The following is a 14,623-nucleotide window of genomic DNA, read 5'->3' as shown; positions in this document are numbered from 1 at the left end:
CCTGGGAAGCTGGGGTGTGCCGTCCGTCCGCCTGGTCACGTTCAACATCCACCACGGGGTCGGTGACGACCGCCGGCACGACCTCGAGCGCATCGCCGCCGTGCTCGCCGCGGCCGACCCCGACGTCGTCTGCCTGCAGGAGGTCGACCGCACGTTCGGCCCCCGCAGCCAGGGCGTCGACCAGGCCGACCTGCTGGCCCGCGCGCTGGGCCGCGAGCTCGTGTGGGCCTCGGCCATCGAGAAGCAGCGGGCCGAGGGCCCGGCCAAGCGGTACGGCAACGCGCTGCTGACGCGGCTGCCCGTGGCCGACGACGCCGCGCACCGGCTGCCGGGCGAGGGCGAGCCCCGCGCTGCGCTGCGCGCCGACCTGGTCGTGGCCGGCGGGGCGCTGACCGTGGTGGCCACCCACCTCTCCAGCGACTCCGCCCGCTCCCGGGCCGCCCAGGCCCAGGCCCTGGTGGACCTGCTGCCCGCACCGGGGCGGGCCGCGGTCGTCGCGGGGGACCTCAACTGCGGGGCGGCCGCCGCCGAGCTGACCCCGCTGCGCAGCCGGCTCGCCGACGCCTGGTCCCGGGCCGGCCGACGCCACGACCAGGCCCCGGGCTGGCAGCTGTGGAAGCGCGACCTCGGGCTCACCCACCCGGCCCGGCGCCCCCGGCTGCGCATCGACCAGGTCTGGGTCTCCCCCGAGGTACGGGTGACCGGGGCCGCCGTCCTGGACGGCTCGCGGTGCTCGGACCACCACCCCCTGCAGGTCGACCTCGAGCTGGGCTGAGCCGCCCCGGTCGTGCGACGCTGCACGGACCCCGCGACAGGAGGCACCGCGATGACCGTGCTGGTGTGGACGGCGATCGGACTGCTCGTCGGTGGGCTGCTGCTGGTCGCCTGGTGGTTCGACCGGGATGCGCGCCGCCGCGGTGCCACCCCGCTCAGCGGGGCGACGATGGGTGCCGACGCGAGCTCGCGCCGGTGGGAGGTCCGCCGGCGGGAGAGCCAGCAGCTGCTGGGTGGTGCCACCCCGCGCGGCCAGGACGCCCACCACGGCACCTGGCGCCGCCCGGGCACCTGAGCGCGATCAGGGCCAGACGTCGGGGATGCGTGCGGCCTCGGCCCGCCGCGCCAGGTCGTCGCGTTCACGCGCCAGGTCCGCCTCGGTGCGCTCGCGGGTGCGCCAGGCCTGATCGCGCTCGTCGTCGCCCTCGGCGACCGTGCGGGGCAGGGCCACCGCCCGGATCTCCTCGTCGCTGCACCCGTGGTGCCACAGGGTGCTCAGGATGCCGTCGCAGATCCACCGCAGGTGGTCGGCGTCCAGCGGTTCGCGGTACGCGTGCGGGGTGCGCAGCTCCATCAACGGGGTGAACGACCGGGCACCGTTGCGCCACCCGCCGAGCCTCCCGTCCACCAGCAGCAGGACGACGTCGCCGTCGGGTCCCAGGTCGCCGCGGGGGTCCCAGCTGACCACGGGCCACCCCAGCGTGTCCCAGCGGCGCACTCCGTCGACCACGTGCGGGTAGAGCTTCGGCGAGCGCTGCAGCAGCTGAGCAGCCGCCCGCGCCGCCAGCGGCAGGAGGACGGTGAGCACCCCGACCCGTTCGGGCTCCCACGGCGGGCTGCCGTACCGGTGCACGTACCGCTGGCCGGGCAGCAGCAGTGCGTCCAGGTCGACGCGGCCGCTCCTCATGCCGGGGCCCGCAGCCGCTGGGAGATGACGCCGGTGATCCCGTCGCCGCGCATCGAGACGCCGTAGAGCGCGTCGGCGATCTCCATCGTGCGCTTCTGGTGGGTGATCACGATGAGCTGCGAGGTGCCGCGCAGCTGCTCGACCAGGGTGAGCAGGCGGCCGAGGTTGACGTCGTCGAGGGCCGCCTCGACCTCGTCGAGCACGTAGAACGGTGAGGGCCGGGCGCGGAAGATGGCCACCAGCAGCGCCACGGCGGTCAGCGACCGCTCGCCCCCCGACAGCAGCGACAGCCGTTTGACCTTCTTGCCCGGCGGGCGGGCCTCGACCTCCACACCGGTGGTGAGCATGTCGTCGGGGTCGGTGAGCGTCAGCCGGCCCTCACCCCCGGGGAACAGGGTCTGGAACACCTGCTCGAACTCGCGCTGCACGTCGGCGAAGGCGGCGGCGAAGACCTCGTGGATGCGGTCGTCGACCTCGCGCACCACCGTCAGCAGGTCGCGCCGGGTGGCCCGGAGGTCCTCCAGCTGGGTGGTGAGGAACGCGCTGCGCTCCTCGAGCGCGGCGAACTCCTCCAGCGCCAGGGGGTTCACCCGGCCGAGCGCGGCGAGGTCGCGCTCGGCCGCGGCGGCACGACGCTCCTGCACCCCCCGCACGTAGGGCACCGGGTCGGGAGCCGGGTCGCCGGCCTGCTCGGCGGCGGCCACCTGCGGCGCGCTGGGTGGCACCGGGGCCGCCGGGCCGTACTCGGCGACCAGCTCGGCCAGCTCGATGCCGTGCTCCTCGACCGCCCGGGTCTCCAGCGTCTCGATGCGCAGCCGCTGCTCGGCGCGGGCCACCTCGTCGCGGTGCACCTCGTCGGTCAGCCGGTCGAGGTCGGCGGTCAGCTCGCGCACCCGCGTGCGGACGGCGAGCAGCTCGGCCTCCCGGCCGGTGCGGGCGGCGGCGAGCGCGTCGCGTTCGGCGACGGCCAGCCCGAGCGACGTGCCCAGCAGCGCCAGCGCCCGTTCGGCCCCGGCCCGCACCTCGGCGGCCACCGCGGCGCCGCGGACCCGGGTGCGCCGGGCCTGCTCGGCGCGCTCGCGGGCGGCCCGCTCCTGCCGGGCCTGCCGGCGCAGCGACTCCGCGCGCCCCTGCAGCGACCGGGCGCGCTCCTCGGCGGTCCGCACGGCCAGCCGCGCCTCGGTCTCGGCGGCGCGCAGCGCGGCGACCTCGGCACGCAGCCGGTCGCGCTCGGCCGGGGAGGGCTCCTCGGCCACCGGCTCGGCCTCGGCGACGGCCAGCCGGTCGGCGAGCGCGGCCAGCGCCTCCCCGGCCTGCTCCAGCCCCTGCTCTGCGCGCACCCGGGCGGCGTCGGCGCGCTCGGCCTCGGCCGTGGCGGAGCGGAGGTCCGCGGTGAGGCCGGCGAGCTCGCGCTCACGCGCGGCGCGGGCCCGCTCGGCGTCGCGTCGGGACGCAGCGGCGGCCTCGACCGCGAGCCCGGCCTCGCGGTGCACCTCGCGGGAGCGGGCGAGCTGCCCCGCCAGCTCTGCGGCGTGGGTGGTCGCCCGGGCCAGTTGTGCCTCGGCGGCCTCGACCCGGGCCCGCACCTCCAGACCGGAGGGCGCGTCGGGCTGCCCCCCGAGCGCCCGGTCGGCGGCCAGGACGTCGCCGGTGGCCGTGACGGCCCGCAGCCCCGGCTCGGCGCTCACCACGGCGACGGCGGCGTCGAGGTCGGCGACGACGACGGTGCCCGCCAGCGCCCGCGCCAGCCCGGGGCCCAGGTGCGGCGGGCCGGTGACCAGGTCGAGCGCCCACCGCGCCCCGGCCGGCAGCGCCGGGCGACCCGCCCCCTCGCCTGCCCCGTCCTCGCGTGCGTCGTCCCCGCCGGCCCCGTCGGCACCGGCGACGACGAGGGCCACCCGGCCACCGGAGGTGTCGGCCAGGTGCGCGAGGGCGTCGGCGGCGGCGCGCGGCGCGGTCACGACGACCGCCTCGGCCAGCCCGCCCAGCGCGGCGGCCACGGCGACCTCGTCCCCGGGGTGCACGGTCAGCTGCTCGGCCAGCGGGCCGGCGACCCCGCCGAGCTGGCCGTCCGCGGCACCGGCGAGCACCGCGGCGGCGCCGTCGACGGGCGCCAGGCCCAGCGCCAGGGCGTCGCGCCGGGCCCGGGCGGCACCGCGCTCGCGCTCTGCGACGCGCTCGGCGTCGGCCAGCTCGGCGACCACCCGGGCGGCCTCGACCTGGGCGGCGCGGGCGGCCTCGTGGGCGGCGACGGCCGGGCCGGCGTCGTCGTCCCCACTGCCCTCGAGGGCCCGCTCGGCCGTCGTCTCGGCCGGGTGCGCCCCGGCCAGTGCCTGCTCGGCGGCCTCGACGCGGGATGCCGCGCCGTCGGCTGCCTCCCGCGCCCGCTCGACCTCGGCCTCCCCGGCGCTCACCCGGCTGCGCGCCGCGGCGACCTGGCCGGAGAGCCGGGCGAGGCCCTCGCGGCGGTCGGCCAGTGCCCGGGCCGCAGCGACCAGCTCGCGCTCGGCGACGGCCAGGTCCGCGTCGAGCCCGGTGCGGGCCCCGGTCGCCGCGGCCAGCCGGGCGCGCTCGGCCGCCAGCTGCTCGGCCAGCTCGACCTCGGTGGCCTCGACGCGGCCCGCCTCGGCGTCGAGGGCGTCGGGGTCCCGGCCGCTGCTCGTGGCGACCGGGGCCGACAGGTGGCGGTGCCGCTCGGCGGCCAGCTGCGCGGTGCTGCGGAACCGCTCGCCCAGCGTCGAGAGTCGGAACCACGTGTCCTGGGCCGCGGCCAGCGCGGGTGCGTCGGCAGCGAGAGCGCCCTCCAGGCCCGCCTGCCGACCGGCCGCCCCGGCGAGCTCGGTCTCGACCCGGGCGCGCTGCTCGCGGGCCGCGGTCTCGTCGGCGACGTCGGAGTCCAGCGCCGACCGCAGGGCGACGAGGTCGTCGGCCAGCAGCCGCAGCCGGGCGTCGCGCAGGTCGGCCTGGATGCCCGCCGCCCGGCGGGCCACCTCGGCCTGCCGACCCAACGGCTTGAGCTGGCGGCGCAGCTCGGTGGTGAGGTCGGCGAGCCGGTCGAGGTTGGCCTGCATCGCGGTGAGCTTGCGGAGCGCCTTCTCCTTGCGCTTGCGGTGCTTGAGGACGCCGGCGGCCTCCTCGATGAACCCGCGCCGGTCCTCCGGCCGCCCCGACAGGACGGCGTCGAGCTGCCCCTGCCCGACGATGACGTGCATCTCGCGCCCGATGCCGGAGTCGCTGAGCAGCTCCTGCACGTCGAGCAGGCGCACCTTGTCGCCGTTGATCTCGTACTCGCTCTCGCCGGAGCGGTACATGCGGCGGGTGATCGCCACCTCGGTGTAGTCGATGGGCAGCGCGCCGTCGGCGTTGTCGATGGTGAGGGTCACCTCGGCCCGGCCCAGCGCCGGCCGGCCGGCCGTGCCGGCGAAGATGACGTCCTCCATCTTGCCGCCGCGCAGGCTCTTCGCGCCCTGCTCGCCGAGCACCCAGGCGATGGCGTCGACGACGTTGGACTTGCCCGAGCCGTTCGGGCCCACGACCGCGGTGATGCCCGGCTCGAGCCGGAGGGTCGTCGCCGACGCGAAGGACTTGAAGCCCTTGAGCGTCAGGCTCGACAGGTGCACAGGTCAGAGCTTAGGGACGGGCACCGACATCCCCCGGGGTCAGCACCGGGGGACGGCGTTCAGGCCAGGGCGGGCTCGGCCTCGGGGTGGGCCATCGTCAGCAGCTCGTGGGCGATGCGGTCGTCGCGCTCGGCCCGCAGCTGCGCGACCTCGGCCTCCAGCGTGCGGACCCGGGCGCGCAGGGCGGCGATCTCCTCGGCCGCCCGCAGCTGGCTGGGGGCGACGACGGAACCGAACAGGGCCTTGGCCATGACGACAACGGCCTTTCGAGGTGCGGGGGTGGTCCGGCCGCGTCCGGGCGTGCTGGCCGGGACGGCGGGGCCGGGCTGGTGCTGCCAGGGTGACAGCCCCCCGGTCGCAGGTCAACGGACCGGACGGGGCCGTCACCGCGACGGGGGCGGTCATGTCCGTCACACGGGGACGACGGGCTCAGGCGGTGGTGAAGCCCGTCGACCCGGTCGGGTCGTGGTCGGTGAGGACGACGTCCCGCGGTGCGCCGGGTGCCGACGGACCGGTCAGCGCCTCCAGGACCGCGTGGACGTCGTCGTCCGGGCCCTCCAGCACCACCTCGACGCGGCCGTCGGGCAGGTTCGTCGCCGACCCGGCGAGCCCGCGGTCGCCGGCCTGGCCGCGCACGAACCAGCGGTACCCGACCCCCTGCACGTCGCCCGAGACGAGGGCGACCACCCGCCGGGTCACGACCGCCGCGGGCGCGGGCCGTCCCCACGGACCGCTCGCGGTCGCGGCTGGCACACGGGGCAGCTGTAGCTGGAGCGGTTCATGAACGACTCCCGGCGGATCGGGGTGCCGCACCGCGGGCACGGGCGGTCGAGCTGGCCGTAGACCGCCAGCGACCGCGAGAAGTACCCGCTCTGGCCGTTGACGTCGACGTACAGGGAGTCGAACGAGGTGCCGCCCTGGGCCAGCGACTCGCCCAGCACGTCGCGGATGCCCTCGAGCAGGTCGTCGACCTGGCGGCGGGTGAGCTTGTCGGTGGGCCGGGCGCCGTGCAGCCGGGCCCGCCACAGCGACTCGTCGGCGTAGATGTTGCCCACCCCGCCGATGAGGGTCTGGTCCAGCAGCGCCCGCTTCACCTCGGTGCGGCGCCGGCGGAGGGCCGCGGCGAAGGCGTCGGCGTCGAAGTCGTCGGCGAGCGGGTCGACGGCGATGTGCGCGACCCGCACCGGCAGGCCGTCGTCCCCGGCGTCCTCGGTGGCCAGGCCGCCGAAGGTGCGCTGGTCGACGAAGCGCAGCTCGCGACCGCCGTCGGTGAAGGTGAACCGGGCCCGCAGGTGCTTCTCGCGCGGCTCGGTGGGCTTCTCGACGAGCAGCTGCCCGCTCATGCCCAGGTGGGCGACCAGCACCCGCCCCGTGGCGACGCCGTCGCGGGCCAGCGGGAGCCACAGGTACTTGCCGCGCCGGTGGGCGGCGGTGATGGTGGAACCGGTCAGGTCGGCGACGAAGTGCTCGACCCCCTCGAGGTGCCGGCGGACCGCGCGCGGGTGCAGCACCTCGACGGTGGCCACGGTGCGGCCGGCGACCCAGCGCTCGAGCCCACGGCGCACGACCTCGACCTCGGGCAGCTCCGGCACGGTTCAGCCCCGGCCGGTCGTGGTCGCCGACAGGGCGCGCCAGGCGTTCTGCGCGGCCATCTGCTCGGCGGCCTTCTTGGTGCGGCCGTGGCCGTCGCCCCGGGGACGGTCGGCCAGCAGGACGGTCGCGGTGAAGGTCTTGGCGTGGTCGGGGCCCTCGGCCTCGATGCGGTACACCGGGGCACCCAGGCCCTGGGCCGCGCCGAGCTCCTGCAGGCTGGTCTTCCAGTCCAGCCCGGCGCCCATCGTCGCGGACTCGACCAGCAGCGGGTCGAACAGCCGGTGCACGATCGCCGCAGCGGTGTCCAGACCCAGCCCCAGGTGGATCGCCCCCAGCAGCGCCTCGAGGGCGTCGGCGAGGATCGAGTCCTTGTCCTGCCCGCCGGTCGCCGACTCCCCGCGGCCGAGCAGCAGGTGCGGGCCGAGGCCGCCGCGCCCCAGCGAGCGGGCGACGCCGGCCAGGGAGGTCATGTTGACCACCGAGGCCCGCAGCTTGGCCAACTGGCCCTCGGGCAGGTCGGGCTGACTGCGGTACAGCTCGTCGGTCACCACGAGGCCGAGCACCGAGTCGCCCAGGAACTCCAGGCGTTCGTTGGTGGGCAGCCCGCCGTTCTCGTAGGCGTAGGAGCGGTGGGTGAGGGCCAACGCCAACAGGCCGCCGGGCAACGTGACGCCTAGGGCGTCACGCAGCCAATCGGCGGCCTGGTCGGCGTGCTCGGGCCCCCCGGGGGTGCTGGGGTCGCCGGTCACGACGGTTCGTGCGAGCGACGGTCTCAGACCGCGATGACCTGGCGGCCGTCGTACTGGCCGCAGGTCGGGCACGCGATGTGCGGGGGCTTGAGCTCACCGCAGGCGCGGTTCGGGCACGGCGCGAGCGTGGGGGCCGTGGCCTTCCACTGCGAGCGGCGCGAGCGGGTGTTCGAGCGCGACATGCGCCTCTTCGGGACAGCCACGGTCAGTTCTCCTTCGATGGGGTGAAACGGTCGGCGAGCCCGGCCCAGCGTGGGTCGAGCACCTCGTGCGAGTGGTCCGCCGGGAGGTCGTCGATGCGCTGGCCGCAGTCGACGCACAGACCCGAGCAGTCCGGGGTGCAGGTGGGCGAGAGCGGCAGGGTCAGGACGACGGCGTCCCGGACCAGCGGCGCGAGGTCGAGGTGCTCGCCGTCGATGCGGCGGACCTCGTCCTCCTCGCTGGTGGCTTCGGTGGTGCTGCCCTCGTAGGCGAACAGCTCCTGCACGTCGAGGTGCAGGGTGTCCTCGACCGGCTCGAGGCAGCGGGCGCACTGACCGGCGACGGGGACGTCGACCTCGCCGGAGACGAGCACGCCCTCCATGACCGACTCCAGGCGCAGGTGCAGCTCGACGGGCGCGCCCTCGGGGGCGCCGATCATCTCCACGCCCCACCCGGCCGGGGCCGGCAGGGTCTTCTCCCAGTCGCGCATCGACCCGGCGCGGCGACCGAGCTCGCGCAGGTCGACCTTCCAGGGGTCGCCACCCGGGCGCCGGGCGTCGGTGGACGCGGCGCCTCGGCGGTGCGAGGGGGCAGCAGGCATGGCGGATTCTCTGTGCTCGGGGTCGGGGTCACCGCAGGGCGTGCAGTGCACTGCATGCGGGAGCAGCCCAGGTTACACCGGGGTTCGGTCGCCGGTGGACGGGGTCAGGGCTGGCGCAGCTGGCTGCGTGCAGCCTCGACCGAGCGCACCATGTGGCCCAGCGTGGTGCCGAAGTCGGCCAGGCGGCTGTCCACGTACTCGTCGACCTCGGCCCGCATGCGGGCGACCTCGGCGGCGGTCTGCTCGCCGAGGGCGTCGGAGCGGGCCACCGCGCCGCGGTAGACCTCGGTCTCGGCGATCAGCCGGTCGTGCTCGGCCTGCCCGGCGGCGACGATCGTGGCGTGCTCGGCGCGGGCGTCGGCCAGCAGTTCGGCCTGCTGGCGCTCGGCCTCGGCCAGGATGCGGTCGGCCTCGGCCTCGGCGCGCGACAGCAGGTCCTCGACCTCGGCCTGGGCCTGGGTGATGAGCTCGTCGCGCTGGCGGCGGGCGGTGCCGATGAGCTCGTCGCGCTGGCGACGGGCGGTGGCCACGACCTGCTCGGCCTCGGTGCGGGTGCGGCCGGTGAGCCGCTCGGCCTCGGCCTGGGCCTGCTCGAGGATCTCGGTGCGCTGCTCGACGATCGCGCCGGCCTGCTGCACCTCCTCGGGCAGCCCCTCGCGCAGGTCGTCGAGCAGGTCGAGGACCAGGTCGCGGGGCACCATGCACGAGGAGGACATGGGCACGCTGCGCGCGTTCTCGATCACCGACGCCAGTTCGTCGACGACCTCGTATAGCCGGTACACGACCTCGGTCACGACGCCCCCTGCTCCCCGCGCCGGGCCACCAGCCGGGCGTTGACCGCCGGCGGCACCAGGTGCGACACGTCCCCGCCGAACGCGGAGATCTGCTTGACCAGACTGGAGGACAGGTGCCCGACCTGCGGGGCGGTGGGCACGAAGAGCGTCTCGATGCCCGCGAGCTCGCGGTTCATCTGCGCCATCTGCAGCTCGTACTCGAAGTCGCCGACCGCACGCAGACCCTTGACGATCACGGGGACGTCGTGCGCGCGGCACCAGTCGACCAGCAGCCCGGAGAACGAGTCGACGCTCACCCCCGGGAGGTCGCTCGTCGCCTCGCGCAGCAGCGCCATGCGCTCGTCGACGTCGAACAACCCCGCCTTGCCCGGGTTGACCAGCACCGCGACCACCAGCTCGTCGTAGAGCGCAGCGGCGCGGGTGATGACGTCGACGTGCCCGTTCGTGACCGGGTCGAAGGAACCCGGGCAGACCGCGCGCCTCATGCTGCCCTCACGCTGCGCGACCGTACCGGAGCACGGCCTCCCCGTAGCGGCGGTCGCGCAGACCGACCAGGGGTGTCGGCCACTCCCACGCGGCCTCGCGGGCGGACCGCTCGACCACGAGGACGGCGTCGGGGGCCAGCCAGCCCCCCAGGTGCAGCGCGGTGAGCACCCCGGTGACGACGTCGGCCTCGACGGCGTAGGGCGGGTCGGCCAGCACGAGGTCGAAGGGCGCGGCCGCCGGGCGAGCCACGACCGCGGGCACGGAGCCGGCGACGACGGAGGCGCCGGGCAGGCCGACCGCGGCGACGTTGCCGCGCAGCACCGGCAGCACCCTCGGCCCCGACTCGACGAGCACCACCTCACCGGCGCCGCGGGACAGCGCCTCGAGGCCGAGGGCACCGGACCCGGCGTACAGGTCGAGCACGCGGGCGCCGTCGAGGTCGAGCAGCGAGCCCAGCGAGTTGAACAGGGCCTCGCGGGCCCGGTCGCCGGTGGGCCGCACGCCGCTGGCCGGCACCTTGAGCACCCGGCCGCGGGCAGCGCCGGCGATGATCCGCGTCATGCGCGCTCCAGCCAGTCCGCGCGGTCGCCGGCGTTGAGGGCGGCCACCGCGGCGGCGAGCTCGGGGTGCGCGGCGAGGCCCTGGTCGGTCTCGAGCAGGGCGGCGGCCTCGCTGCGGGCCTCGGCGATGAGCTCCTCGTCGTGCAGCAGCGACAGCAGCTTCACCCCGGACCGGCGACCGGACTGCGCCGCGCCGAGGACGTCGCCCTCGCGGCGGGTCTCGAGGTCGAGCCGGGCCAGCTCGAAGCCGTCGGTGGTGGCCGCCACCTGGGCCAGCCGCACCCCGGTCGAGGACGACGTCGACGCCTCGCTCACCAGCAGGCACAACCCCGGGTGCTTGCCGCGCGCCACCCGGCCCCGCAGCTGGTGCAGCTGGCTGACGCCGAAGCGGTCGGCGTCCATGACGACCATGACCGTCGCGTTGGGCACGTCGACCCCGACCTCGATGACGGTGGTGGCCACCAGGACGTCGACCTCGCGGGCGGCGAAGGCGCGCATGCGGGCCTCCTTCTCCTCCGGGGTCAGCCGGCCGTGCAGCACCTCGACCCGCAGGCCGGCCAGCGGCCCGGCGCGCAGCTCCTCGGCCACGTCGAGCACCGCCAGCGGCGGGCGTCGGTCGGTGGCAGGGTCGGCGGCGGGGTCGGTGCCGTCGGGCGCGCCGTCGGCGTCCTCGGGCTGGTCACCGGCCGCGGGCTCGTCGTCGCCGATGCGCGGGCACACGACGTAGGCCTGGCGGCCCTGGGCGACCTCCTCGCGCACGCGCTCCCACGCCCGGGACAGCCAGCCCGGCTTCTCGGCCACCGGCACGACGGAGCTGCTGACCCCGCCGCGGCCGGCGGGCAGCTGGCGCAGCGTGAGGGTCTCGAGGTCGCCGTAGACGGTCATGGCGACCGTGCGCGGGATGGGCGTGGCGGTCATCACCAGCACGTGCGGTGGCCGGGTGCCCTTGGCGCGCAGGCGGTCGCGCTGCTCGACGCCGAAGCGGTGCTGCTCGTCGACGACGACCAGACCCAGGTCGGCGAACGCGACCCCCTCGGACAGCAGGGCGTGGGTGCCCACCACGATGCCGGCGCTGCCGTCGGCCACCTCGGCCAGCGCCGCCCGCCGGGCCGCGGCGCGCAGCGAACCGGTGAGCAGGGTGACCCGGGTGCCCTCGGGGTCGCCGTCGAGCTCGCCGGCCCGGCCCAGCGGACCCAGCAGCCCCGCGATGCCGCGGGCGTGCTGGGCGGCCAGCACCTCGGTGGGGGCCAGCAGCGCGGCCTGGCCGCCGGCGTCGACGACCTGGGCCATCGCGCGCAGCGCCACCACGGTCTTGCCCGACCCGACCTCGCCCTGCAGCAGCCGGTGCATCGGCTGCTCACGCGCGATCTCGGCGGCCAGGGCCTCGCCGACCTCGCGCTGCCCGTCGGTGAGCTGGAAGGGCAGCACCCGGTCGACGGCGTCGGCCAGACCCCCCGCGCGGCGCGGGCGGGCGATGCCGGGCTCGAGCGCGGCGGCCCGCCGGCGGGCGGCCAGGGTGACCTGCAGGACCAGCGCCTCGTCCCACTTCAGCCGGTGGTCGGCCTGCTCGACGTCCTCGGGGGTCTCGGGGTGGTGCTTGAGCCAGATCGCCCGGGCCAGCGGCATCAGCCCGTGCCGGCGCCGGACGTCGCCGGGCACCGGGTCGGCGTCGAGCAGCTGGTCGGCCGTCTCCGGGGAGCCGAAGACCAGCTTCAGCGACTTCTGCAGCACCCAACTGGAGACGTTCTTGCTGGCCGGGTAGATGGGCAGCATCGCCGAGGCCCACTCGGCGGCGTCGGTGGACTCGTCGAGCAGCTGGCAGTCGGGGTGGTTGAACTGCAGCTGCCCGTGCCAGCTGCTCACCGTGCCGGCGAACAGGCCCCACGCGCCGACCACCATGCGGGCGTGCTTGTGGTTGAAGAACACCAGCCGCATCGAGCCCGCGCCGTCGCCGACCGTGACCTCGGTGATGCTGCCGCGGCGGTTGCGCATCGGGCGGGTGTCGACCTTGCGCACCTGACCCAGCACGGTCACCCGGTCGCCGACCTGCAGGTCGGTGAGCGCGGTCATCTCCCCCCGCCGGGCGTACCGGCTGGGGTAGTGCCGCACCAGGTCGCGCACCACGTGCAGGTGGAGGTCCTCGGCCATGGCCTTGGCGGTGCGGTCGCCGACCACCTTGGCCAGCGGGGTGTCGAGGGTCAGCACGTCACTCGACACCGATCAGCAGGGGGCGCGGCCCCTGCCCGAGCGGGTGGACGGCGACCTCCACGGTGGGGTGCCGGGCGGCCAGGTGGGTGGCGGCGGCCTCGGCGAGCCGTCCGCCCAGCAGCGTGACCAGTTCGCCGCCGCCGGCCAGCAACCGGTCCAGCAGCTCGCAGGTGACCGCCACCTGCGCGGCGCCGATGACGACCACGTCGCCCTCGACGATGCCCAGCACGTCACCGGGGTGGCAGCGCCCGGCGGAGGTGAGCGCCTCACCGGTGGCCAGCACCACCTCGGCCCAGCGGGTGGCCGAGGCGGCCTCGGTCATCGCGATGACGTCGTCGGCGAAGCGCAGCTGGGGATCGGCGACGGCGACGGCGGCCAGCCCCTGCACCAGCGAGCGGGTGGGCACCACCGCGACGTCGCGGCCCTCCTCCCGCACCTGGGCCGCCGCCCGGGTGACCGGACCGACCAGCGACGGGTCGCCGGGCAGCAGCACGAGGTCGGCGGCGCCGGAGGTGAGCGCCGCCTCGCGGACGGCGGCGCGCACGCGGTCGACAGCGGGGGTGTCGTCGGCGTCGACCGGCAACCCGACCGTGAGCACCTCGACGCCCTCGGCGGCGAACAGCTCACCGGCCCCCTCGGCCGCCGGCCCGTCGGGGACCAGGGCGATGGTCAGCCGCGAGCCGGGCAGCGCGGGGGCCACCTGCACGGGGGCGAGCGCGGTGACGGAGATGTGGTGCGGGCGCCCGGCCCGGATGCCCGCCTCGACGGCGGCCCCGACGTCGTGCACGTGCACGTGCACGTTCCACTCGCGACCGGTGGGGGTGTCGATGCCGACGACGACCAGGCAGTCGCCCAGCCAGCCCAGCTCGGCGCGCAGCCGGTCGACGGCGGCCTCGGTGGAGTCGGCCAGCAGGAACTGCACCTCGCTGCCGGCGTCGGGCACCGGGGCGTGCAGGTGGGTGCCGACGCCGTCGTGCTCGTGCCGGTGCGGTCGCCCGGTGCGCCGGGCCAGCGGGGGCCGGTCGGGCTCGGTACCGGTGACCGTCGCGACGAGGGCGTCGAGCACGACGCACCACCCGGCCCCGCCCGCGTCGACCACCCCGGCCGCCCTGAGCGCCTCGAGCTGCTCGGTGGTGCCGTGCAGGGCGCGGCGGGCACCGTCGGCGGCCGCCCGGACGACGTCGGCCAGGGCCTCGCGCCCCTCACGCACGGCGGCTGCGGCCGCCTCGGCGCCGGACCGGGCGACGGTGAGGAAGGTCCCCTCGGCCGGCTCGGCGACCGCCTCGTACGCGCTGCGCGCCGCGTGCTCCAGCGCCCCGGCCAGCGCCGGCCCGTCGACCGCGCGGGGCGCCGGACCGGGGGCCGCGAGCCGGTCGGCCAGGCCGGCCAGCAGCTGCGCCAGGATCGCGCCGGAGTTGCCGCGGGCCCCCAGCACCGCGCCCCGGGCCCACCGGGTGAGCGCCGGGCCCTCGCCGCCGGCGGCCTCGGACTCGGCGGCGGCCTGCGCCGTGAGGAGGAGGTTGGTCCCGGTGTCACCGTCGGGCACCGGGAAGACGTTGAGCTCGTCGAGGCGGCCCCGGGAGGCGCGCAGCGCATTGGCGGCGGCGCGGCTCCAGCGGCCGACCGCGGCCTCGTCCAGCGCCGTGAGCACGTGCCGGAGGCTACCGGTGGGCACCGACACCCCGGACCCGGCGGACACCGCCGGGTCCGACCGGCTACAGTGGACAGGCAATCTGCGCGGGTGACCCGTCCCCGCGCCTTCTGAACGTTCTTCTCTAGGAGTGATCCACCGTGGCTGCCGTCTGCGACGTGTGTGGCAAGGGCCCCGGATTCGGCATGTCGGTGTCGCACTCGCACCGCCGGACGCCGCGTCGTTGGAACCCGAACATCCAGTCGGTCCGGGCCATCATCGGCAACGGCACCCGCCGTCGCGTGAACGCCTGCACCAGCTGCATCCGTGCGGGCAAGCTGACCCGCGCCTGACCGCCGGCCCCCCGGGGCCCGGCACGACTGCACCCTCGACCCCGGTCGCCCCTGGCGGCCGGGGTCGTCGGCGTCCGCGGGCACCTCGTCCGCGGGGACGGCTCCGGTGACCCCGCGGGGGGCCGGCCCACGCGGGGTCCCCAGGTG

16 protein-coding genes are annotated in these 14,623 nt (G+C 76.6%); 3 read left to right on the top strand and 13 right to left on the bottom strand.

Annotated features, from left to right (window positions below; all coding sequences use genetic code 11):
- Positions 1 to 16: 16 nt before the first annotated feature.
- Both BLP29_RS14020 and BLP29_RS14015 read left to right on the top strand, forming a co-directional pair.
- Positions 17 to 775 (top strand): endonuclease/exonuclease/phosphatase family protein, encoded by a 759-nt coding sequence (locus tag BLP29_RS14020; protein ID WP_243469961.1) that lies wholly within the window; start codon positions 17 to 19, stop codon positions 773 to 775.
- A gap of 51 nt (positions 776 to 826) precedes the next feature.
- Positions 827 to 1,069: a hypothetical protein gene (locus tag BLP29_RS14015; protein WP_092805456.1), complete on the top strand. Its 243-nt coding sequence runs from the start codon at positions 827 to 829 to the stop codon at positions 1,067 to 1,069.
- 6 nt (positions 1,070 to 1,075) lie between these two features.
- Here BLP29_RS14015 and BLP29_RS14010 read toward each other — a convergent pair whose 3' ends face one another.
- The 13 genes from BLP29_RS14010 to BLP29_RS13950 all read right to left on the bottom strand — a co-directional run bounded on the left by BLP29_RS14010 (position 1,076) and on the right by BLP29_RS13950 (position 14,144).
- Positions 1,076 to 1,681: a hypothetical protein gene (locus BLP29_RS14010; protein WP_092805454.1), complete on the bottom strand. Its 606-nt coding sequence runs from the start codon at positions 1,679 to 1,681 to the stop codon at positions 1,076 to 1,078.
- Positions 1,678 to 5,301 (bottom strand): chromosome segregation protein SMC, encoded by a 3,624-nt coding sequence (smc, locus tag BLP29_RS14005; RefSeq protein ID WP_092805452.1) that lies wholly within the window; start codon positions 5,299 to 5,301, stop codon positions 1,678 to 1,680. Before smc ends, BLP29_RS14010 begins: the two co-directional genes overlap by 4 nt.
- 59 nt (positions 5,302 to 5,360) lie before the next feature.
- Positions 5,361 to 5,552, bottom strand: coding sequence for a hypothetical protein (locus tag BLP29_RS14000; protein WP_092805450.1), 192 nt, complete (start codon positions 5,550 to 5,552; stop codon positions 5,361 to 5,363).
- A gap of 178 nt (positions 5,553 to 5,730) precedes the next feature.
- Complete coding sequence (locus BLP29_RS13995; RefSeq protein ID WP_133379170.1) at positions 5,731 to 6,000, bottom strand: acylphosphatase; 270 nt, start codon at positions 5,998 to 6,000, stop codon at positions 5,731 to 5,733.
- Entirely contained in the window at positions 5,997 to 6,893 is an 897-nt protein-coding gene (gene mutM, locus BLP29_RS13990) for a bifunctional DNA-formamidopyrimidine glycosylase/DNA-(apurinic or apyrimidinic site) lyase (RefSeq protein ID WP_092805448.1), read from the bottom strand. The genes BLP29_RS13995 and mutM overlap by 4 nt, the downstream gene beginning before the upstream one ends.
- A 3-nt stretch (positions 6,894 to 6,896) precedes the next feature.
- Complete coding sequence (gene rnc, locus BLP29_RS13985) at positions 6,897 to 7,643, bottom strand: ribonuclease III (protein WP_092805446.1); 747 nt, start codon at positions 7,641 to 7,643, stop codon at positions 6,897 to 6,899.
- Positions 7,644 to 7,666: 23 nt separating this feature from the next.
- A complete protein-coding gene (gene rpmF / locus BLP29_RS13980; protein WP_091242789.1) occupies positions 7,667 to 7,846 on the bottom strand; it encodes a 50S ribosomal protein L32 in 180 nt (59 codons plus the stop codon).
- Between the two features lie 2 nt (positions 7,847 to 7,848).
- Positions 7,849 to 8,445, bottom strand: a complete 597-nt coding sequence (locus BLP29_RS13975) for a YceD family protein (protein ID WP_092805444.1) — start codon at positions 8,443 to 8,445, stop codon at positions 7,849 to 7,851.
- A gap of 104 nt (positions 8,446 to 8,549) precedes the next feature.
- Positions 8,550 to 9,239 carry a flotillin family protein gene (locus tag BLP29_RS13970; protein WP_092805442.1) on the bottom strand — a complete coding sequence of 230 codons (690 nt, stop codon included), beginning with the start codon at positions 9,237 to 9,239 and terminating at the stop codon, positions 8,550 to 8,552.
- Positions 9,236 to 9,724, bottom strand: coding sequence for a pantetheine-phosphate adenylyltransferase (gene coaD, locus BLP29_RS13965; RefSeq protein ID WP_092805440.1), 489 nt, complete (start codon positions 9,722 to 9,724; stop codon positions 9,236 to 9,238). The genes BLP29_RS13970 and coaD overlap by 4 nt, the downstream gene beginning before the upstream one ends.
- A gap of 7 nt (positions 9,725 to 9,731) precedes the next feature.
- The gene (gene rsmD / locus BLP29_RS13960) at positions 9,732 to 10,286 is read right to left on the bottom strand and encodes a 16S rRNA (guanine(966)-N(2))-methyltransferase RsmD (protein WP_092805438.1); all 555 of its coding nucleotides are present in this window, start codon (positions 10,284 to 10,286) and stop codon (positions 9,732 to 9,734) included.
- The gene (recG, locus tag BLP29_RS13955) at positions 10,283 to 12,502 is read right to left on the bottom strand and encodes an ATP-dependent DNA helicase RecG (RefSeq protein ID WP_092805436.1); all 2,220 of its coding nucleotides are present in this window, start codon (positions 12,500 to 12,502) and stop codon (positions 10,283 to 10,285) included. The genes rsmD and recG overlap by 4 nt, the downstream gene beginning before the upstream one ends.
- Positions 12,492 to 14,144: a DAK2 domain-containing protein gene (locus BLP29_RS13950; protein WP_092805668.1), complete on the bottom strand. Its 1,653-nt coding sequence runs from the start codon at positions 14,142 to 14,144 to the stop codon at positions 12,492 to 12,494. Before BLP29_RS13950 ends, recG begins: the two co-directional genes overlap by 11 nt.
- A 140-nt stretch (positions 14,145 to 14,284) precedes the next feature.
- On the opposite strand from BLP29_RS13950, the gene rpmB reads away from it, so the two are divergent.
- Positions 14,285 to 14,476 (top strand): 50S ribosomal protein L28, encoded by a 192-nt coding sequence (gene rpmB / locus BLP29_RS13945; RefSeq protein WP_092805434.1) that lies wholly within the window; start codon positions 14,285 to 14,287, stop codon positions 14,474 to 14,476.
- The last annotated feature ends 147 nt before the right edge of the window (positions 14,477 to 14,623 follow it).

Source organism: Klenkia marina, from assembly GCF_900101025.1.
In the GTDB taxonomy this organism is placed as follows: Bacteria; Actinomycetota; Actinomycetes; order Mycobacteriales; family Geodermatophilaceae; genus Klenkia; species Klenkia marina.
The sequence above is the reverse complement of the archived record's forward strand: the minus strand, read 5'-3'. Positions and strand labels throughout refer to the sequence as shown.